At 61.4% G+C, this 18,578-nt stretch carries 19 protein-coding genes; 4 read left to right on the top strand and 15 right to left on the bottom strand.

Translation table 11 applies throughout. The annotated features are described in order from the left end of the window. The first annotated feature begins 447 nt into the window (after positions 1-447). Positions 448-2,088 carry a tannase/feruloyl esterase family alpha/beta hydrolase gene (locus ACVIIW_RS17110; protein ID WP_456701785.1) on the top strand — a complete coding sequence of 547 codons (1,641 nt, stop codon included), beginning with the start codon at positions 448-450 and terminating at the stop codon, positions 2,086-2,088. A 145-nt stretch (positions 2,089-2,233) separates the two neighbouring features. Here the strand turns inward: ACVIIW_RS17110 and ACVIIW_RS17105 are convergent, their stop codons facing one another. The 12 genes from ACVIIW_RS17105 to nac form a co-directional block, all read right to left on the bottom strand. After that, a complete protein-coding gene (locus ACVIIW_RS17105) occupies positions 2,234-3,079 on the bottom strand; it encodes an ABC transporter substrate-binding protein (protein WP_456701784.1) in 846 nt (281 codons plus the stop codon). Between the two features lie 42 nt (positions 3,080-3,121). Then, positions 3,122-3,898 carry an amino acid ABC transporter ATP-binding protein gene (locus ACVIIW_RS17100; RefSeq protein ID WP_456701783.1) on the bottom strand — a complete coding sequence of 259 codons (777 nt, stop codon included), beginning with the start codon at positions 3,896-3,898 and terminating at the stop codon, positions 3,122-3,124. Next, positions 3,895-4,653 (bottom strand): amino acid ABC transporter permease, encoded by a 759-nt coding sequence (locus tag ACVIIW_RS17095; protein ID WP_456701782.1) that lies wholly within the window; start codon positions 4,651-4,653, stop codon positions 3,895-3,897. The genes ACVIIW_RS17100 and ACVIIW_RS17095 overlap by 4 nt, the downstream gene beginning before the upstream one ends. A gap of 2 nt (positions 4,654-4,655) precedes the next feature. Continuing rightward, positions 4,656-5,357 carry an amino acid ABC transporter permease gene (locus ACVIIW_RS17090; RefSeq protein WP_456701781.1) on the bottom strand — a complete coding sequence of 234 codons (702 nt, stop codon included), beginning with the start codon at positions 5,355-5,357 and terminating at the stop codon, positions 4,656-4,658. Positions 5,358-5,371: 14 nt separating this feature from the next. Beyond that, complete coding sequence (locus tag ACVIIW_RS17085; RefSeq protein WP_456701780.1) at positions 5,372-6,139, bottom strand: SDR family oxidoreductase; 768 nt, start codon at positions 6,137-6,139, stop codon at positions 5,372-5,374. 89 nt (positions 6,140-6,228) lie between these two features. Beyond that, positions 6,229-7,017 carry a LamB/YcsF family protein gene (locus ACVIIW_RS17080; protein ID WP_456701779.1) on the bottom strand — a complete coding sequence of 263 codons (789 nt, stop codon included), beginning with the start codon at positions 7,015-7,017 and terminating at the stop codon, positions 6,229-6,231. Beyond that, positions 7,014-7,433, bottom strand: coding sequence for a hypothetical protein (locus tag ACVIIW_RS17075; RefSeq protein WP_456701778.1), 420 nt, complete (start codon positions 7,431-7,433; stop codon positions 7,014-7,016). Before ACVIIW_RS17075 ends, ACVIIW_RS17080 begins: the two co-directional genes overlap by 4 nt. Continuing rightward, positions 7,430-8,416: a 5-oxoprolinase subunit C family protein gene (locus ACVIIW_RS17070; RefSeq protein ID WP_456701777.1), complete on the bottom strand. Its 987-nt coding sequence runs from the start codon at positions 8,414-8,416 to the stop codon at positions 7,430-7,432. Before ACVIIW_RS17070 ends, ACVIIW_RS17075 begins: the two co-directional genes overlap by 4 nt. Further along, positions 8,413-9,072: a 5-oxoprolinase subunit PxpB gene (pxpB, locus tag ACVIIW_RS17065; RefSeq protein ID WP_456701776.1), complete on the bottom strand. Its 660-nt coding sequence runs from the start codon at positions 9,070-9,072 to the stop codon at positions 8,413-8,415. Before pxpB ends, ACVIIW_RS17070 begins: the two co-directional genes overlap by 4 nt. Beyond that, on the bottom strand, positions 9,069-10,421 hold the full coding sequence (accC, locus tag ACVIIW_RS17060) for an acetyl-CoA carboxylase biotin carboxylase subunit (RefSeq protein ID WP_456701775.1): 1,353 nt from the start codon (positions 10,419-10,421) through the stop codon (positions 9,069-9,071). Before accC ends, pxpB begins: the two co-directional genes overlap by 4 nt. 4 nt (positions 10,422-10,425) lie before the next feature. Next, positions 10,426-10,866, bottom strand: a complete 441-nt coding sequence (locus tag ACVIIW_RS17055; RefSeq protein ID WP_456701774.1) for an acetyl-CoA carboxylase biotin carboxyl carrier protein — start codon at positions 10,864-10,866, stop codon at positions 10,426-10,428. 115 nt (positions 10,867-10,981) lie between these two features. After that, entirely contained in the window at positions 10,982-11,920 is a 939-nt protein-coding gene (gene nac, locus ACVIIW_RS17050; RefSeq protein ID WP_456701773.1) for a nitrogen assimilation transcriptional regulator NAC, read from the bottom strand. Between the two features lie 141 nt (positions 11,921-12,061). On the opposite strand from nac, the gene ACVIIW_RS17045 reads away from it, so the two are divergent. Together ACVIIW_RS17045 and ACVIIW_RS17040 are read left to right on the top strand one after the other, a co-directional pair. Then, positions 12,062-13,270, top strand: a complete 1,209-nt coding sequence (locus ACVIIW_RS17045) for an aspartate transaminase (RefSeq protein WP_456701772.1) — start codon at positions 12,062-12,064, stop codon at positions 13,268-13,270. Between the two features lie 21 nt (positions 13,271-13,291). Beyond that, positions 13,292-13,957, top strand: coding sequence for an RraA family protein (locus ACVIIW_RS17040; RefSeq protein WP_456701771.1), 666 nt, complete (start codon positions 13,292-13,294; stop codon positions 13,955-13,957). A gap of 170 nt (positions 13,958-14,127) precedes the next feature. Here the strand turns inward: ACVIIW_RS17040 and hisN are convergent, their stop codons facing one another. After that, positions 14,128-14,916: a histidinol-phosphatase gene (gene hisN / locus ACVIIW_RS17035; RefSeq protein WP_456701770.1), complete on the bottom strand. Its 789-nt coding sequence runs from the start codon at positions 14,914-14,916 to the stop codon at positions 14,128-14,130. Positions 14,917-17,029: 2,113 nt separating this feature from the next. On the opposite strand from hisN, the gene ACVIIW_RS17030 reads away from it, so the two are divergent. Beyond that, entirely contained in the window at positions 17,030-17,233 is a 204-nt protein-coding gene (locus ACVIIW_RS17030; RefSeq protein ID WP_456701769.1) for a hypothetical protein, read from the top strand. Positions 17,234-17,592: 359 nt separating this feature from the next. On the opposite strand, the gene ACVIIW_RS17025 is transcribed toward ACVIIW_RS17030, so the two are convergent. Both ACVIIW_RS17025 and ACVIIW_RS17020 read right to left on the bottom strand, forming a co-directional pair. Beyond that, on the bottom strand, positions 17,593-17,898 hold the full coding sequence (locus ACVIIW_RS17025; protein ID WP_456701768.1) for a hypothetical protein: 306 nt from the start codon (positions 17,896-17,898) through the stop codon (positions 17,593-17,595). Positions 17,899-18,093: 195 nt separating this feature from the next. After that, positions 18,094-18,294, bottom strand: a complete 201-nt coding sequence (locus tag ACVIIW_RS17020; protein WP_456701767.1) for a hypothetical protein — start codon at positions 18,292-18,294, stop codon at positions 18,094-18,096. Positions 18,295-18,578 lie beyond the last annotated feature (284 nt).

Genomic DNA, 18,578 nt, shown 5'->3' with positions numbered 1-18,578 from the left:
CTCGTGTTGATGTCACAGTTTGGATCGCGGAGCTTGCAGCCAGCGAGGGGGGGGTTCCGACGCAGGCGGTCGGACATCCCTATCCGGCGTTTAACTTCCCACCATCCCCAAAAACCGACGTCTCGCGACAAGAAGGGATTTAGTAAAGGACATTGCCGAGGGTTGGCAGACACGCGGTGACTGCGGGGCCCATGACTTCGCGACGGAGAGACTATGCCGGAGATTACGGTGGTCATCTGAAGCGTACCGAAGAGATCTGCTATCTAAGCCTATCTCAGACATTTGACACGTTGGCAGGTTAGCGGGAGAAGTAACGCGTGCATCGGGCTCCGCGCTAGAACCACAACGAGGAAGTGAATGGTGATAGGCAGAAAGAACGGCCGCCCTGCTCGCGCAAGGCGGCACCGATCGGCCGCTGCTTACAGTCTCGCGCTTGGCGCGCTCGTTGTGCTGCTGACCGGCGGCCCCTCAGTCGCCGACGAGGCATTTCAGCGCGCCTGCATGGGACTGGCCGATAGGACTATTCCAGCCACGTTGATCGGGCTTCCCAGCGGGAACACCGTCGTCGCTTCTGCAAGCTTCGTCCGCGCTGCAGCGCAGGCTAAGACGCCCGCGACGCCCGACTTCTGCAAGGTACTGGGCAGCATCTCCCCGGTTGATCCGTCGGCGCAGCTGATCAACTTTGAGCTCAATTTGCCGGTCGCCTGGAACGGCAAGCTGTTGCAATATGGGGGTGGCGGCTACAATGGCACACTGATCACGGGTCTTGCGCCCCTCCGCGATGCTGCGCCTGACGAGGTGCTGCCGATCGTGCGTGGTTATGCCACGCTCGGCACCGATTCCGGTCACCAGGCCGCGAGCTTCCCGCGCGACTCCATCGGCAAGTTCGGTCTCAACGACGAAATGCTGACCAACTATGCTTATGCATCCTACAAAAAGGTGCGCGACGTCGCCGTAGTTTTGAGCGAACTGCTCTATCGTAGGCGGCCGGCGAGGATCTACTATTTCGGCGGCTCCGAAGGCGGCCGCGAAGGGCTCACCATGGCTCAGCGCTTTCCGGTCGATTATGACGGCGTCGTCAGCGTCGTTCCGGTAGTGCAGTTGTCTATGCTCTTCCAGTCCTACATCCCGAACGTGCTGCCGCACTTCGACGGCGGCTGGCTCAATCCAGCAAAGACGGAGATGCTGGCGAAGTTCGTGATGGAAGCTTGCGACGAGCTTGACGGCCTGCGCGATGGTATCGTCAGCAATACATTCGCCTGCCAGCCCAAAGTGAACCTCGCCGCATTGCGCTGCCCTGGTGGAACAGATACGGGCGACAACTGCCTGTCGGATCCGCAGATCGCCTCCATCCAGGCGGTTCATGCGCCGCATCCCTTCCCGTTCGCGATGGCGAATGGCATCGCCGACTATCCGCAATGGCTCTATGGTAACGAGACGACACCCGACCCCGACCGATCCACCATGGCACGCTGGGTTGTCGGCACGGCCCCGCCAACCGACCCAGTAGATGTGGCTACGGCTTCGCAACATTGGATCTACGGCGTGAATGCCGTGCGCTTCATGATCGCACGTGACGACAAGTTCGATGTGCGGAGCTATCGTCCGGAAAATCTCCACGCCCGCGTCGAGGAGCTCTCGAAGTTGCTCGATTCCACCAATCCCGATCTGTCGGCGTTCTTCGCCCATGGCGGCAAGCTGATCATGCGAGAGAACCTGGCCGACCTTGCGCAGAGCCCACTCGCTGGTATCAACTATTTCCAGTCGGTCGTGGCCAAACTGGGTCAGGCCACAGTAGATGGCTCGGCGCGTCTTTATCTTTCGCCTGGCTCCACCCACACCGGCAACGGCGCAACCGTGCCGGACGGCATCGCGATTCCGACCATGGTCGACTTGCTCGACCCGCTCGACCACTGGGCCAGCGACGGCATCGCGCCGGCCGACGCGTTGATCCAGACGGTGAAGGAAGCCACGCCGCCCTTTGCTCTGAAGGCGTCCCGTCCGATGTGCCGCTATCCCAACTACCCGCATTATATTGGAGGTGATAGGTACTTGGCACGGAGCTACGACTGCAGAAATGGTCCATGACGAGCGGTATGGGGATGCGAGAGATGCCTCCCCAAGGCATGCAATTCCTTCCAGAACGCTACCAGCGAACACGCAAGTCATGATCGGCACGGCCAAGAAGACGGCGATGCCGCGGGGAAGCTAGCCACGAACTTCGCTTCCCCGCTCATGGGAGCGGCGTGAACTTCAGCTGGCTCAGTGGCGCGACCTTGTCGGTACGTGTCATCTTGAATTCGGTGCTCGGACCGAGCCACTTGTCCCAGATCTGGTTGATCTCCCCAGCCTTGTCCATCTCGAGCAGGGTCTCGTTGACCTTCGCGAGCAGTGCCGGCTCGTCCTTCTTCATGCCGATGCCGATCGGCTGAAGCACCATGGGCTCCTCGATCATCTTCAGCGGCTGCCCCGCCTCCTTGGACTGGCTGACGAGCTTGGTAATGGTCATGGTATTCGCCACCATTCCGACTGCCTTGTTCTGTTGAACCGCCATGAAGGCCGAACCGGTATCGACGAAAGTCAGCGGGTCGGATTCGTTCATCTTGATCGCGAGTTCCGACGTCGATCCTTTGGTCGATGCCAGGCGCTTGCCCTTGAAGTCGGCTTTGGCGGTCCCGGGGTCGCCCGCCTTCACTGCCAGCATTTCCTTGGCGATGTAATAGGGATCGGAAAACTGGATCTGCTCGGCGCGGCCCAGCGTGTAGGCGAGGTTCGCCACCGTGATGTCGACATGACCGAGCTTGACCTCTGGCACGCGTGCCTCGACCGAGAGCGGCGTGACCTTGGCGACAACGCCCCAGTGTTGGGCGATCACCTTGCAGAGGTCGACGTCAAAGCCCACCATCTCACGTGTCTTGGCATCCGGCGCCGCAAATGGCGGAACGTCCGCGAAGGTTCCGCAGCGCAGCTCCTTGCGCTGGATGATGTCCGAGAGCTGGTCAGCGCAGGCCGTTGACGCGATCCCAGCAAGGCCTACGATCGCGGCCACCAAGCCGATCGAACGATTCTTGAAAGACATTTGTGTTCACTCCTCCAGATTGGTCACATCAAGTCAGCGCGCTCACCTTGTGTGCAGGTCCGACAGAAAACGCTGCGCACGGGGATGTCGCGGTGAGCGGAAGAAGTCGACCGGAGCTCCCGTCTCGAGCACCCTTCCGGCGTCCATGAACCAGACGCGATCGGCGACATCGCGCGCGAAGTTCATCTCGTGGGTCACGCACATCATGGTCATTCCGTCGCGTGCAAGCCCGCGCATGACGGAAAGCACCTCGCCCACCATCTCCGGATCGAGCGCGCTGGTCGGTTCGTCGAACAGCATCGCCGGCGGCTCCATGGCGAGCGCACGCGCGATCGCGACGCGCTGCTGCTGTCCGCCGGAGAGCTGGCCCGGATAGTTCTGGGCTTTGGTCGCGAGTCCGACGCGATCCAGCAGGCGAAGTGCCGTTTCGCGCGCCTCGCTGCGCTTGACGCCGTTCACCTTGATCGGCGAAAGCATGACGTTGTCGAGCGCACTCAAATGTGGAAACAAATTGAAGCTCTGGAAAACGAATCCGATCCGGCTCCGCAAGTGATTCAGCGCCGTGCCACCCAACTTGCCGTGAACGTCCTTGCCCTCGAACAGCACCGAGCCCGACTGAATTTCCTCGAGCCTGTTGACGGTGCGGATGAGCGTCGATTTCCCCGAGCCGGACGGCCCACAGACCACCACCACCTCGCCCTTCTTCACCTCGGCGTTAACGTCGGTCAGCGCGGCGAGTGCCCCAAAAAATTTGTGCACGGCGACGAATTTGATCATCGGATCGGCATCCCGGGATGGAGGTTCATGCGACATGGTCATGTCCCTGATGCGCTTGCGGGTAAGGCAGGCAGTGCAGACACGGCAACCGGGCCTGCGGTCCGGCGCGCGGTTATCCGCCGCTCGACCATGCTGATGGCCTGCGTCAAGGTCCAGCACACGATGAAGTAGCTGATGGCAAGGAGGAAATAGACTTCGAACGGCTTGGTCAGTAGCCGGTTGTTGATCTGGCCGGCCGCGAAGGTGAGCTCGGGGACGTTGATGATGTAGCCGAGCGTCGTTTCCTTGATGGTGGAGACGAACTGGCTGAGAATGCTCGGGATCATGTTGAACAGCGCCTGCGGCAGAATCACGTAGCGCATCGCCCCGAGACGGCTGTGCCCGAGCGCGCGGGCGGCGTCCATCTGGCCTGTTGGCAATGCCTGAATTCCGGCTCGCACGATCTCGCTCAGGAATGCGGCTTCATAGCCGACCAGCGTGACCAGCATGGTCGCGTACGCCGGCACGCTATGGCCGATCATCAGCGGCAGCACGAAATAGACCCACAAAATGATCAGAAGCAGTGGCACGCCGCGGGTCATGTAGACCAAGCCCATGACCGGCCAGCGCAGCGCCCGCCACGGCGATAGGCTGGCCAGCGCCATCACAACGCTCAGCGGAAAGGCCAAGGCAATGCCGAGGACGGAGAGAATGAGGGTGGCCGCGATACCCCCAAGCGGGCCGTTCGGATACTGGCCGACGAGCAGCAACAGCCAGTTGTCCCTGACAAGGTCGATCATGCTCGGGAGCAGCGACATGATCACATCACTCCGGCCATGCGGCTGCGTTGCTCCAGATGGTGACCAAGCCACATCAGCAGCAACGAGCAGACGAGATAGACGATCGTGGCAATCAGGTAGGTCTCGAACGGACGAAAGCTTTGGTTCTCGACCTCTTTGACGGCGTGGGTCAGCTCGGCGACGCCGATCGCCATCGCAAGGCTGGAGTTCTTGAACAAGGAGACGGTATGGCTCACCAGCGCCGGCATCGCGTTGCGAACGGCCTGCGGCAGCAGGATGTAGGCCATCGCTCCGACGTAGCTATGCCCCAGCGCACGCGCCGCTTCCCACTGCCCCCTCGGCACAGCGCGTAGACCAGAGCGCTGATCCTCGCTGAAATACGCCGCCTGGCACAACCCCAAGGCAATGATGGCGAACAACGCTTCGCCGTTGTGATCGCCGAGCCACATTTGGACCGAGTCCGGCAGCAAGCTCGAAATGCCGAAATACCAGAGCATGAGCTGCACCAAGGTCGGCACATTGCGATGGTAGGAGACGTAGATCGCGACAAAACCGCTGGCGATCCGGCCCGGCAGCATTCGGATCGCAAGCAGGATCATTCCAAGACTCATCGCCAGAAGCCACGAGCCGATGAAGACGATGAAGGTCATCTTCACCCCATGGACCAGCATCCGGCTGAACTCCGGATTGAGCAGGACGGCCATGAGGTCGAAACCCTTCATCGCGCGCCCCTCCTCTAGGTCGGCAGAATGGGTTTTGGAAAACCCTCGGGGCGCGTGGTCGACAAGCCACCCGGCACTTGCAAGGTCGGTGTGATCTCGATGTAGCCGACATTCACCGCGACCGGAGCCGCAATCGCAAACGCGATTGCATCGGCAATGTCCTTTGCCTCGGGCAGTTCAAAGCCTTCGATGAAGTTCGCGCGCGTTTCGGCGCTGTCGCCGTGGACATGGGCGAAGATATCGGTTGCCACCCTGCCGGGGCAGATCTCGGTGACGCGCACGCGCTTGCCGAAGCAATCGACCCTGAGCTGACTGGTCAGCATGCTGACGGCCGCCTTGGTCGCGTGATAGCTCGAATTGCCCGCAAAGTTGTAAGCGCCGGCAATCGACGTGATGTTCACCACATGACCGCGATCGCGCTGGGCCATGCCCGGCACGAGAAGACGGCAGAGATGCAGGATCGCACGCAGGTTGACGTCGACCAGAAGATCAATGTCGTCCGGATCGGACTGCAGAAACTTCTTCGGCCGGTCAACCCCCGCGCAGTTGACGAGCACGTCGACCTCAATACGCTGAGCAAGCATGGTGACAGCCGCAATATCTCTAACGTCGATCGCATGGGAGATGCAGCCGGTGCGAGCGGCCAAAGCTCTTAGCGCACCCGCGGACCGTGCGAGCGCATGAACCTTCAGGCCCTCGCGCGCCAGGCGCTCGACCACAGCCAAGCCGATGCCAGACGAGGCACCGGTTACGAGAGCGGTCCTGTAATCGGAGAATGGCATGGGGGTCCTCACCTTTCCAACACGTTAAACGATCGCGCAACTTTCCTGCCAAGAGGGATTAAATGTGGCGAGATAAGGTCCCCTTATGATCACCTACCCGGTCCGCCGGAGTCCGCCACAAGCCGGGAAACCGGCACGATCTCGCCGCCGGCAGCCTCGATCGAGGCCCGAATCCCTCGGGCCAGCTCGACGGCGCCGTGGGTATCCCCGTGCAACAGGATTGATTTGACCGGCATGGCTAGCGCTTTTCCGCTGGCGGCAATAACAACGCCGTCACGCAGCAGACGCTTGACCCGCTCGGCGACCACCCCGGCGTCATGAATGACGGCGCCGGGCTTTGCCCTGGAAACCAGCAAGCCATGGTCGTCGTAGGCCCGGTCAGCCAGGAAGGTCGTGGCGACCCTGATACCGCACTGCGCCGCCGCACCCTCGATGGCGCGGCTGCTCGAGGAGACGATCAGGAGATCGGGATCGAATGCGGCGACCGCGCGAACCAATGGCAGGGCAAGTTCGGCGTCGGCCGCTGCAATGTTGCCCAGCGCGCCGTGAAAGCTCATATGCGTGACGCGATGCCCGACGGCCCGCGCGATGCCATCGAGTGCGCCGAGCTGGTAAGTGACCATGGCGGCGAGCTCGGTGGGGTCGATCTGCATCACGCGTCGGCCAAATCCCTGACGGTCGGGAAACCCGACGTGAGCCCCAAGATCGACGCCGCACGCCCTGGCGCGCTCCGCCGTGCGCTGCATGATCAGGGGATCACCCGCATGAAAACCGCACGCGACGTTGGCCGAAGATACGAGGTCGAGCAGCGCCTCGTCATTGCCCATGGACCACGGACCAAAACCTTCGCCCATATCGGCATTGAGATCGATCTTCATGCTGTCTCACCTCCAATCGGACGTAGTAGGAACAGCGGCTCGCCGTAGCCGACGACGGTGCCGTGGGCGATCAGCACATCGGTCACCATTCCCGACAGCGGGGCAGCCACGGCTAGAAGCAAAGGACCGATTTGCAGGAAGCCGAGAGGCTCGCCAGCCCTGACATTGGGGTCGGCCAAGGCGATTGCACGCTCGTGAAGCGGATGCCGATCGAAAAAAATTCCCGGCGACGGCGCGCGGAGGGTCATTGACGGTGCGTCGACGGGCGAGGTCGCCTCACCTTCAACGACACGCACCACTGCGCCGTCGTTGACCAGGCGCAACGAGGCGCTCGGACCGCGCAGCTCGAGCAGCGCGAGGTCGGCGTCCTGGAGCCAGACACTCAACTGATCGACGTGATCGAGAGGATTGCTCACCGGCCACGTCCTTCGCCGCAATTAAGCTCGACGAGACGACGGGCGTTGGCAAGCCAGCGGCGGACTTCCGCCGAGGCGCTCAGCGCTTCATCCCAGCTACAGCGGATGAAGCGGACGCTGCTCCCGATCGGGGCCTGGCCGAGGCGCCAGAGGTCTGCCTCGATCACCGTGCCGATTTTGGGATAGCCGCCGGAGGGCTGTGCATCGCGCATCTGGATGATGGGCTGGCCGCCATGAGGCACCTGAATGACGCCGGGCACGATGCCATGTGAGCGCAATTCCAGCGGACGCAGTGGGATGAGCTCAGGGCCGGCAAGCCTGTAGCCATAGCGGTCGCTCTGCGGGGTGATCTTCCAGGCGGTCGACCATAACGCACCGTGCGATGACTTCGTGAAGCAGTCGTATTCGGCGGCCGGCAGCACGCGAACGGCGGGCACGCCGTCGGTCTCGAGCGGGAGCGCCAGCCCGGGCGGGACCAGACCGAAGCCGGGAACGGCTCGGCCGCTCGAATGTCCGGTCGGCAGTTTGTCGCCATCGCGGAGCGGCCGCCCCTCGTGGCCACCAAATGAGCCTCTCAACTGCGTGCTGCGTGAGCCGAGCACAGCCGGCACGTCAATACCATCGGCGACGCACAGATAGGCGCGGCTCGCGCGCCATGTGGTCTGCTTGGGAAGCGACAGCGATAGCACCTGCCCCGCTTCGGCGCGATGCGCCCACCACGGCAATACCGGCGTCTCACCAATCCTCGCCGCACAGTCGGCGCCGGTGACGGCAAAAACGGTTGAGCGCTCAAAGCGAACCTTGAAGGGAAGAACCGGAATCTCGATGGCTGCGGCGTTCTCCTCGTTGCGCAGCAGGATATTGCCTCCGACAAGGGCGAGCGCGTCCATGGCGCCCGATATCCCGACGCCGAGATTTAGCCCACCGGTACGACCGAGATCCTGGACCGTCGCAAGCGCGCCTGCTGACAAGATTTTGATCATCGCAGCACCCTGACAACCCTGAAGCGGATGCTGTCGCCTGGCTGAAGCAGCGCGGGCGGGCTACGATCGACATCGAAGAATGGGACCTGCGTGCTGCCGATCGTATTCCACCCGCTCGGTCCGTCCGAGGCAGACACGCCGGTCTGGCTACCGCCTATCGACACGGCTCCTCCCGGAATCCTGAGCACCGGCACCTTGCGGCGCGGCGTCGCGATGCGCCCATCCATGCCGCCGAGATAGCAATAGCCGGGGTGACTTCCGAGCGCGAATACGGTGTAGGTAGGCGCACTGTGGCGTTCGACGATCTCATCGATGCTCATGCCGGTGTGCTCGATGACATCGGCCATATGCGGCCCGGCTTCTCCGCCATAGGTGACGGGCAGATCGATGCAACGCCCGGCAATCGGAAGCGGCTCGATGACGTCCCAGAGTTCGACGAGCCCTTGCTCGATCTCTTCCGGTCGTCGCGGTGGCTCGACAAAGGCCAGCATGAGGTTGTTCATGCCTGGCACAGCCTCGCGCACACCGGGAAATCCGGCTGCCTCGTGTGCTAAGGCCCAAATCAGCCGCTGCGTTTCGAGCGTGGTCTCGCCGGGCGCCTCGAACAGCAGCGCCGTCGTCCCGAGCAGGCTTGTGCGAGGCCGGTCCGTCGTCATGGCTGCCTACTCAACCGAAGTTTCGTCTCGAGATGGTGGATACTGACGCCACCGCGGATAAAATCGGGATCGGCGACAAGGCGCCGGTGCAGCGGCAGGTTTGTTGCAATCCCCTCGATCCGCGCCTCGTCGAGCGCCACCCGCAAACGGGCCAACGCCTCATCGCGTGTCGTGCCATGGACGATAAGCTTGCCGAGCAGCGAGTCGTAATATGGCGAGACGCGGTAACCGGCACTCGCGTGACTGTCGATGCGCACGCCAGGTCCGCCCGGCATCTGCCAGGTATCAATCACACCGGGTGACGGCACAAAACTGTCCGGGTCTTCGGCATTGATGCGGCACTCGAAGGCATGACCGCGACAGGCGATATCGCCCTGCCTGAACGGCAGCCTTTCACCCTGCGCCACGCGGATCTGAGCCTCGACGAGATCGATCCCGGTGGTCATCTCGGTGACGGGATGTTCGACCTGGAGGCGCGTATTCATCTCGATGAAGTAGAACGAATTATCTTCGACCAGGAATTCGAAAGTGCCGACGCCGCGATAGCCGATTTGCCGACAAGCCTCCGCGCAGCGCTCGCCGATTTCGCGGACCAGCCCATCTTCGATCTGCGGGGCTGGCGCCTCCTCGATCACCTTCTGATGACGGCGTTGGAGTGAGCAATCGCGGCTACCAAGCCAGACCGCGTTACCGTGTGTATCGGCGATCACCTGGATTTCGACGTGGCGCGGATGCCCTAAGAATTTCTCGACATAGATTGCGCTGTTGCCAAACGCCCGCCGCGCTTCTTCCCGTGTCAGGAGCAGCGCGTCGCGCAAGCCACTTTCGCTCTCGACTATCCGCATGCCGCGACCGCCCCCGCCCCCGGCGGCTTTCAGGATCACGGGATAGCCGATCTCGCCTGCGACCGCGCGCACGACATCAAGATCGTCAGTCAGGGCCGCATCGGGACCGAGGACGCACGGAACGCCCGCCGCTCTCATGGCGCGCTTGGCCGCGATCTTGTCACCCATAACGCGCATGCTCGCGGCGGTCGGACCGATGAATGTCAGGCCCGCGGCCTCGACTTGCTCGGCAAAGCCGGCATTCTCAGACAAAAATCCGTAGCCCGGGTGGATCGCCTCGGCTCCGCTGACCTCGGCCGCAAACAGAATCGCTTTCTGGTTCAAGTAGCTCTGCGCCGCCGCGGCGGGTCCGATGCACAGAGCAAGGTCAGCCTGACACACATACGGCGCCCCTCGATCGGTCTCGGAATGGACCACGATCGTTCGCAATCCGAGACGCCGGCAGGTCCGCTGGATACGTAGGGCAATCTCTCCCCGGTTGGCTATGAGAACCGATCCAAACATGGGCTCACGCGAACCTTATCAGTTCTTGGCCGGCCTCGACTTCCTGACCGGAGACAACCAAAATCGCCGACACCGTGCCATCCCGTTCGGCGCGAACTTCGTGGAACATCTTCATTGCCTCGATGACACAGAGTGGGGTTCCAGCCGTCACGGTCTGACCGACCGAAACGAAGACGGATGCATCCGGCGCCGGTTGCAGATGCACAATGCCGAACAAGGGCGCTGCGATCTTCGCTTCTCTGTTCGGCGCCGCTTCGGGTTCGGCGCGAGTTGGCAACTGTCTGGCTCGCGTGGATCGGGCGGCCTTGACCGGTACCCGAGCCATATCGTCCGGCTGCGCCCGACGAACCAGCCTGAGCGACCAGCCGTCTTCGCTGAACTCCATCTCGTTCAGATCAGACGCAGCCATCGCATCGATCAGAGTCTTTAGACGGTTCAGGTCCATGCAGCGCCGCCAGTTCGGGGATCGTGGCCTGGCGCGGCCGTCGCGCCTGGATGGACGCTAGCGCCATCGATTCCTGCCGACCAAGACGGATTGGCTTTGCCCCTATAAGGGACCGCTATGACGCCTTCTGAGACCGCTCATCATGCGCAATCAGATTGCCCGGCAAGCCGGCCACAAGCTCCAGCAGGATTTCCTTGATCGCCTGTGCCGGTTCGGAGAGCGGCAAATGATCGGACTGGCACAGCGCCAGCGGCGCCTCGATCACGGGTTCGATGATGCAGGATTGCCAGGCATCGCAGGAGGACGCGACCTGCCGCGCCATCGATTCGGGCAGGATGGTGGCACCAAGGCCATCGGAGATCACGGCCGTCAGCGTGCTGGCGGATTCGATTTCCGCGATGACCTTCGGCACCTTGCCGATGGCCGCGAAAGCGTCATTCACCATCTTGCGGACGACATTATAGGGACGCGCGAGGTAGAGCTCGGTGTCAACGATCATCGCGAGCGGCACCTCGGCCGGTGGCGCCACCATGCTGCCGCGGCCGACAAGGTAAAGCGGCTCCCGCAGCAGTGGCTGGAATGAGAGGCCGTGGACGGCGGTCTTGCCGCCGTAGAGAACCGCCAGGTCCATGCGGCCATTCATCACGAGCTCGGAAAGCGTGGTGCCGTAGGTCTCGTTCAAATAGAGCAAAATACCGGGGTGCCGCGCCCGCACGGTGCGCAGCAGCGGCAGAGCCAGTCCTGCCGCGGCAGTCCCTGGCGCGAGTCCCACCGCAACGGCGCCGGAGATATTCTTTGCGGCCGCGTTCATGTCGGCACGCGCCTGGTCGCATTGCCGCAGGATGAGCTGGGCGTGGCGATACAGCACTTTTCCGGCCTCGGTCGGCACTACGCCGCTCTTGGTGCGCACGAGAAGCTGCTGACGCACCTCGCCTTCGAGGGTCGCGAGCTGCTGACTGAGCGCTGGCTGCGCCACATGCAGCACATCGGCCGCTTGCGTCAGGCTGCCGACGTCGACGATCTTCACGAAGTACTGCAGTCGCCTGAGATTCACGTCCTCTCCTCAGACTGCCGTCTGCTCCAGACCCGAGCAGAGCATCCATAAGATATGCCTATCAGGCCAGATTGAACTCGTGTTGGCCAGGGCCGGGCTCAATCTCTAGCGTCGCACCTCGCTTAGCCAGGGTCAATCACTATGAACCATCCTCGTATTTCCGCACGGGTCAGGCGCATCAAGCCCTCGCCCAGCTCGGCGGCAGCCGATCGGGCAACGGCGCTGAAGCGAGAGGGCCGGAACATCGTCAGCCTTGTCGTCGGCGAGCCGGACTTCGATACGCCTGCGAACATTCGCACCGCGGCCTCAAAGGCGATGGACAAGGGCGCCACCCGCTATACGATGTTGCCAGGGTCCGTCGATCTGCGCGAGGCGATTGCAGCCAAACTGAAGCGCGAGAACAACCTCGTCTACGCACCTTCCGACATCATTGTCACCAACGGTTGCAAGAGCGGCATCTATAGCGCGCTGGAGGCGACGATCGAGGCCGGCGACGAGGTGATCATCCCGGCTCCCTACTGGGTCTCCTACCCCGACATGGTGATCGCCTGCGAGGGCGTTCCGAAGATTGTCGCCTGCCCGGAAAGCCAAGGCTTCAAGATCTCGCCGGAGCAACTCGAGGCTGCCATCACGAACAAGACGCGATGGCTGATCATCAACTCGCCGTCGAATCCGACGGGCGCAAGCTACTCGGCGGCGGAATATCGCAAGCTGGCCGATATTCTCGTACGGCATCCTCATGTGCTGGTCATGACGGACGACATCTACGAGCACATCCGCTTCGATGGCCGCACAACGCCGCACCTGCTGAACGCTGCTTCCGAACTCGCAGACCGCGTGCTTGCGGTCAATGGCGTGTCGAAGACCTACGCGATGACCGGCTGGCGGATCGGCTGGATTGCCGGCCCCCCCGATCTGATCGGTGCGCTGAACACGCTACTGTCCCAGGCCGCGGGCAACGCCTGCTCGGTCAGTCAGGCTGCCGCGGTCGAAGCGCTCAACGGCGATCAGGGCTTCGTCACCGAAAGCGTCGCGATCTACCGTACCCGCCGCGATCGCATGCTGACGCGGATCAACCAGATCGAGGGCTTGAGCTGCCTGCCGCCCGACGGCGCGTTCTATCTCTACATCAATTGCGCAGGGTTGATCGGTCGAAAAACTCCGGCCGGTGCGCACCTCGAAACCGACGGCGACGTCGCGATGTACCTGCTCGAAAGCGTTGGCGTCGCCGTGGTCCAAGGTAGCGCCTATGGCTTATCGCCGTACTTCCGCATCTCGATCGCCGCGTCGCTCGATGTGCTCGACGATGGCATCAACCGCATCGCTCACGCTGTCTCCGAACTCCGCTAGCATCCCGATCGAAAGCACCTCATGTCAAACACCGGCATCGAAAAAAATCCCTCGGCCCCGCAAGCCGATCCCGCGGTGATCGCAAAACTGCGGACCATCGCGGTCGCCCTGCTCAGCGATCAGCTGCACCGCAACTGCGGCAGCACCGGCCTAGTCCCCTATCACTCGCCGGCGCCGATGGTGGGCACCACGGTGACGGTGAAGACGCGCGGCGGCGACAACCTCGCCATCCTTCGTGCCTACGACTTCTGCCGTCCCGGCGACGTGATGGTTGTTGACGCCGGCGGCGACATCTCCAACGCACTGGTCGGCGGCATCATGACGCTCGCCGCAGCCTCACTCGGGCTTGCCGGCATGGTGCTCGACGGCGCCATTCGCGATGTTACGGAAATCCGTGCACGCACTTTTCCCGTGTACGCGCGCGGCGTGACCCATCGTGGTCCCTACAAGGACGGTCCGGGAGCGATCAACGTTCCGATCACCGTCGGCGGCATGCCAGTGAACGCGGGTGACATCATCGTCGGCGACCAAGACGGCCTGCTGGCATTTCCGCCGGCTCTGGCCGTAACGGTCATTGAGAAAGCATTGGCGCAGGAGCGCAAAGAGCAAGGCACCATCGATGCGATCCGCGAGGGTCGCTGGGATCGCGCCTTCGTCGATGCGCTTGAGGCGCGTTGCGCGAACTAAGCGCTACAAGCTGTTGCAGGCCGCAAGTCCCAGTTCCCGGGCCGTCAGCGGCGATGCCGACGGGCTGATCGCCCGTCCTCTCGGGCGTCGCCTTGGCCATCAGATCCCTAAGGTCAGCAAGGGCGAACGACCGTCCCTCCGATGCGTCCTGTAGGAGGCATGATCGGTAGTTATCTCTGGATCAAGGCGAGCGCTTCGGAATGAAGCCGCGGCGTTGCGGTTGCCAAGATGCGCCCTTCCGAGTGAATCGACAGCGGGCATCCCTCCCAATCGGTGATGCAGCCGCCGGCGCCCTGCACGATGGGAACCAGCGCCATGTAGTCATATGGCTGAAGCCCCGTTTCGAGAACGATATCGCAGTGTCCCGACGCAAGCAGGCCATAGATGTAGCAATCACCGCCGAACCGGCGCATCCGCGCAACTCGCGACAGCCGCTCGAATGCCTCCATCTCGTCTTTGCGGAACATGTCAGGCGATGTGGTGTAGAAGCTCGCGTCGGCGACGCGCTCGCATGCGCTGGTCCGAACCAATCCATCGCCAAACCGCGCCACGCCGGGCTTCGCCATCCACCGCTCGCCGGTAAAGGGGATGTCGATCACGCCGCAGAACGGCTGCTGCTGATAACTCAACGCGATCAGCGTCCCGAACAAGGGAAAGCCGCTGATAAAGCTCTTGGTGCCGTCGATCGGGTCGACGATCCAGGTGAATGCGACGCCGGGCTTGGCTCCGATCTCTTCGCCGATGATGCCATGCTCCGGAAAGCGCGCCTCGATCCTTTCCCTGAGACGCAACTCGACGGCTCGATCGGCGATCGTCACCGGGCTAGCATCGGACTTGGCGAGGACGTCCAGCGACGTGCGAAAATAGGACAGCACGATGGGCCTGACTGAGTCCGCGAGCTCGGCGGCAAATGACAGATATACATCGGCATCGTCTGCCGTGACGGCATAGTGGGCCATTACAACTCCTTCAGGAACAGCGGGGGTATCGCGGATGGTAGAGCGCGCCCGCTTGTGTTTTCAGATGCCAGATTTGTGACGGCCAATATCGGCTCAAGCAATCCGCTAAGGCGGCTCCAGGATCCTGCAAACGTCCTGCGTCTTTCAAGTATCGTTTCGCGACAGGGGGGCGATCATCGTCGTTATCAAAGGCGACCTGATTCACAACGCCACTATCTTTGAACTTGTTAAGAAGTACGTATCCATCCTCGACGTTGTATTGTCCTTCCGGCATCTCGCCCGGTATCGCCCTTCGCGCCCGACGCTGCCGATGAAGTATAGCGCGCGAGGCACGATATTCACCAAACGCTACGACGTTGCCTTTCCACCTGGTCGCGCATGACCCGGTGAAGGAGCTTCGTGGGGCTGCCCAGGGAACTTTCGGGCAGCGCCTGACTAGCCCGGTCCCCTGACGAAAAGCTGACGGCGGCAATAGATTTCTCGAATTCGGCAACTCGGGCGCGGCGCCGTCTTCACCAATCGTCGCGAAGTTCCGCCATCAGGACACGTCAGTTACTGCGGGTTCAAGGGTGAAGGGCTGACCGTCAACACAATGGCAACTTTGTCATTCGACTCGCTTTGACGATCTCAGCCTTGGACGTTAATTGCTGTACCGGCTTTGTGCCGATGTCGAACTGCTAGTTGCAGCATCGCGGTAAGCTGCGGCGGAGGGGCTTTGGGGACTGATGATTCTGCAGAAACAAAATTGCCGCTGCTTTGAATATCAAGCTTTGCCGTGGAAACGACGGTTACGCAACGTGGAGCTAAACGCCCGCCTACCAAATTTGGTATGGGACATAAAGACGCGCTTACATTGAGCGACCGAAAGTCTGTCACGCTCGAGCGAAATTGGTCGCGACGAAAAACGTCTTGGCAGGCTTCATGCCCGTTCTTGTAAAGTCCCGCACACAAGCTCTGTTGACTAGACGCGAGCATCGTCCTCCAGGGATCAGCCTGATTTCAGCCTTCGCCGTGTTCGACCTCGCCAACCCGCGCCCGAACCGGACGTCGGCCGCGGAGAACCTCCGAAGTAGCTCTACGGGATCGGCGACACGCAAGAGGCCTGCCATTTGCCCAACGGCGACAAGTGCAAATATCGACGCGAGGGTATCTCGCAGCCAAGCCCGGTCGGCGCGCGCCTACTCGATGTCCCACCTTCGCCTGGTGCCGCCTCTTACCTTTGAGAATGCTGCTGGGGATATTGCCGGCGATATACACTTTCTCCAGTCGTAGATTTGGCAACTCGCTTCCTTCCTTGCTGCGCCTCTCGCGGCGGACAGGGTTCCGCAGCGGCTCCGCAAGTAGAGCAAATCTTATGCCGCGGTCGAAGACCGATGAAAGATAAAGTTGTGACTGTCTCAGCTGGTTAGCTCGCGAGAACGATGCTGGGCGTGTAGCCAAGCTAACAAACTGCCGAGATAACGGCCGAATACCAACAGGTCCGCGAGCTAGAACCGGTCGAACAGTGCGGCTATTTAATCCGCTATCGGTAAATGCCGATACAGCTTTAGCACCTGATACCCGAGCCGAATCAAGTCCTCGGGGCTAGGCAACAGCGGGCTGGATGTCGTCGATTGTTTGCCGCGTCGCGACGTCATGATGAGGCCGCCGACGAGAAATCGCGTGGTCCCGAATGCACGCGTCGTTCGCGCCTCCGACTCGACCGTCCACTTCAGAAGTCTAAACGCGAGCGGAAAGGCCTCGACCGAAAGAGACCGGAGCGCGGTCTGCTCTGTCGTCGATCAACGCGCCGCCTGTCATCGCATCTCGGAAGCCCTTCGCTAGGCGGCGGATAAGGACAATGCCAGTTCGTAATATCCTCCTTCCGCTAGCCCGGCAAATCCATCGCGACGATCCGCAGCGTTTTTGGCTCGCTATACGCTGTCTTTCTGCCCGACTAATTCCTCAAACAGAGCCGAACGCTGGTAATGCGGGGGGAATGCGCGATCACCCTTCCCCTCGCCGACCGCTTGTTGCTAACAAGCTCGCCCCTCAGTACTCTCTCTGAAAGAACTGAACATCATTTGCCAGTGCTATACGCTCTCGTTGAGAATAGCTTTGTTTGAGAGTTTCGATGTCTCTTTCGATCGAATTGATTGTCGACGGTTATATGAAACTAAACAACCGTAGCGCGCTGGAGAGCCTTCTAGCGCATCGGCGGAAGCTGCTGCAGCAGTTGACCTGCGTTACCGGCACTGATCCGAAGCAAGCGATCGCTCAGGTCACTCAAGAAATCGCAGTCATCGAAAGGGCACTTGCGGCGCTCGCACGGGAGTAAACGGGAACGACGCACCGGCTCGCGTGAGTGGACGGCGTTCCGGCGCCGAACATTGAGTTCGGCCGCTTTTTTGGACGAAGCTTATTGGCGCGACACGTGATTGGCATCGCAGCGCAAGGCGTGGCCAAGGCCTAGATGCGCAGCCTTTTGTGCGAGCTACTCTCTTGTTTCAGTGATCGGCCGCTCTCAGCTGGGGGGACAAGATATTGGCTGACGGCGCTTCCACGTAAAACAGATTCTTCGTTCGGAAGGGCGGGAACGGTCGGGTGGTTTATGATCGAGATCGTAAGAGACCAGCGCTGATTGTGACCAGCTTGGGAGTAATCTAACCATTGAAGAGGCCGAATCGACAAAGCTTGTCACCGCTCCGCAGGACAAAAACGTGTCATTTTGAGCAGAGCATCGAGATGCCGGACATTGTGTGATCGGGCGAGCCTGCGCGTGCGATGGGGTGCCACCAAGAACCTCAGCGCATTGATACGACACTTGGACGGCCGACATCGCGCAAGCGTCCCATTTGACGCGCAGTCGACGAACACCGCGTACCGCTTCTCAATCGGCATACCGACCACCGCCCCGCGCTGGTGAATGTCGCCAACGAAACGCACAATGAACTTCGATGCGCGGAGCTTTTCGCGTCCGCTGCGCGCAAAAAGATACGCCATGACAATGCTCCATCGGATAACGCCGCATTTGGGTGACGTGCAATCGCTATCGATCTGCGAGGACGATACACCTCTGCGAGCTGGCCGGATCGCTATGCCGCAGGGGACGCCGCGAAGCGCGAACCTGGATAACAGGCCAGGATCTTCACCACTGAGCCCTTGAAATTCACCTCAATAACAAGCCATGTACTAGATCTATCGCCACATCGTTGGTGCTTTGGAAAGAGCTTCCTGACCAATCTGTTTAAGCAGATCGGGGCGCGTCTCACCTCTGGTGGCGGCCTCCAGGATTTTGGAGGCGACGTAGACGCGGACGCCAACGTCATGCGGTGAAATGCTCTCGCAAACCTCATCCAGGATCGTGCGCAGAAGCGCGGTCGTGGCACCGTCCAGCATTGGGAGATCTCCCTCACCCCATCAAGGAAGATAATGGGCATTTGTTGGACCACAACTCAAGTACATCAGATCGATGACCTCGCTGCGACTTTGGGTTTTGGACATTTAAGCTGGTGTAGCAGAAGCACCCTGCGCGGATACGCGAACGTCGCGTGAAAATTCATCAGAGGCGCTGCCGTAGTGCAGGATTTGAGCGCGACAGCACGGCGCATTGCATTAATCGATATTGCCATTTTGTTACAGTCTCCGCGCGCCCAGTAATCACATTCAGCCGGAGCGCGGCA

It is taken from the genome of Bradyrhizobium sp. USDA 4449 (assembly GCF_054056275.1).
Note: the sequence above shows the minus strand (reverse complement) of the source record. Positions and strands in the feature narration are given on the sequence as shown.

Coding starts and splice junctions, on each gene's coding strand:
- ACVIIW_RS17105 (WP_456701784.1), bottom strand. CDS start 3,079: ATGTCTTTCAAGAATCGTTCGATCGGCTTGGTGGCCGCGATCGTAGGC.
- ACVIIW_RS17080 (WP_456701779.1), bottom strand. CDS start 7,017: ATGAAGATCGATCTCAATGCCGATATGGGCGAAGGTTTTGGTCCGTGG.
- ACVIIW_RS17040 (WP_456701771.1), top strand. CDS start 13,292: ATGTCAAACACCGGCATCGAAAAAAATCCCTCGGCCCCGCAAGCCGAT.
- ACVIIW_RS17095 (WP_456701782.1), bottom strand. CDS start 4,653: ATGTCGCTGCTCCCGAGCATGATCGACCTTGTCAGGGACAACTGGCTG.
- accC (WP_456701775.1), bottom strand. CDS start 10,421: ATGTTTGGATCGGTTCTCATAGCCAACCGGGGAGAGATTGCCCTACGT.
- ACVIIW_RS17070 (WP_456701777.1), bottom strand. CDS start 8,416: ATGATCAAAATCTTGTCAGCAGGCGCGCTTGCGACGGTCCAGGATCTC.
- ACVIIW_RS17085 (WP_456701780.1), bottom strand. CDS start 6,139: ATGCCATTCTCCGATTACAGGACCGCTCTCGTAACCGGTGCCTCGTCT.
- ACVIIW_RS17025 (WP_456701768.1), bottom strand. CDS start 17,898: ATGGCGTATCTTTTTGCGCGCAGCGGACGCGAAAAGCTCCGCGCATCG.
- pxpB (WP_456701776.1), bottom strand. CDS start 9,072: ATGACGACGGACCGGCCTCGCACAAGCCTGCTCGGGACGACGGCGCTG.
- ACVIIW_RS17045 (WP_456701772.1), top strand. CDS start 12,062: ATGAACCATCCTCGTATTTCCGCACGGGTCAGGCGCATCAAGCCCTCG.
- hisN (WP_456701770.1), bottom strand. CDS start 14,916: ATGGCCCACTATGCCGTCACGGCAGACGATGCCGATGTATATCTGTCA.
- ACVIIW_RS17020 (WP_456701767.1), bottom strand. CDS start 18,294: ATGCTGGACGGTGCCACGACCGCGCTTCTGCGCACGATCCTGGATGAG.
- ACVIIW_RS17030 (WP_456701769.1), top strand. CDS start 17,030: ATGTCTCTTTCGATCGAATTGATTGTCGACGGTTATATGAAACTAAAC.
- ACVIIW_RS17100 (WP_456701783.1), bottom strand. CDS start 3,898: ATGACCATGTCGCATGAACCTCCATCCCGGGATGCCGATCCGATGATC.
- ACVIIW_RS17090 (WP_456701781.1), bottom strand. CDS start 5,357: ATGAAGGGTTTCGACCTCATGGCCGTCCTGCTCAATCCGGAGTTCAGC.
- ACVIIW_RS17055 (WP_456701774.1), bottom strand. CDS start 10,866: ATGGACCTGAACCGTCTAAAGACTCTGATCGATGCGATGGCTGCGTCT.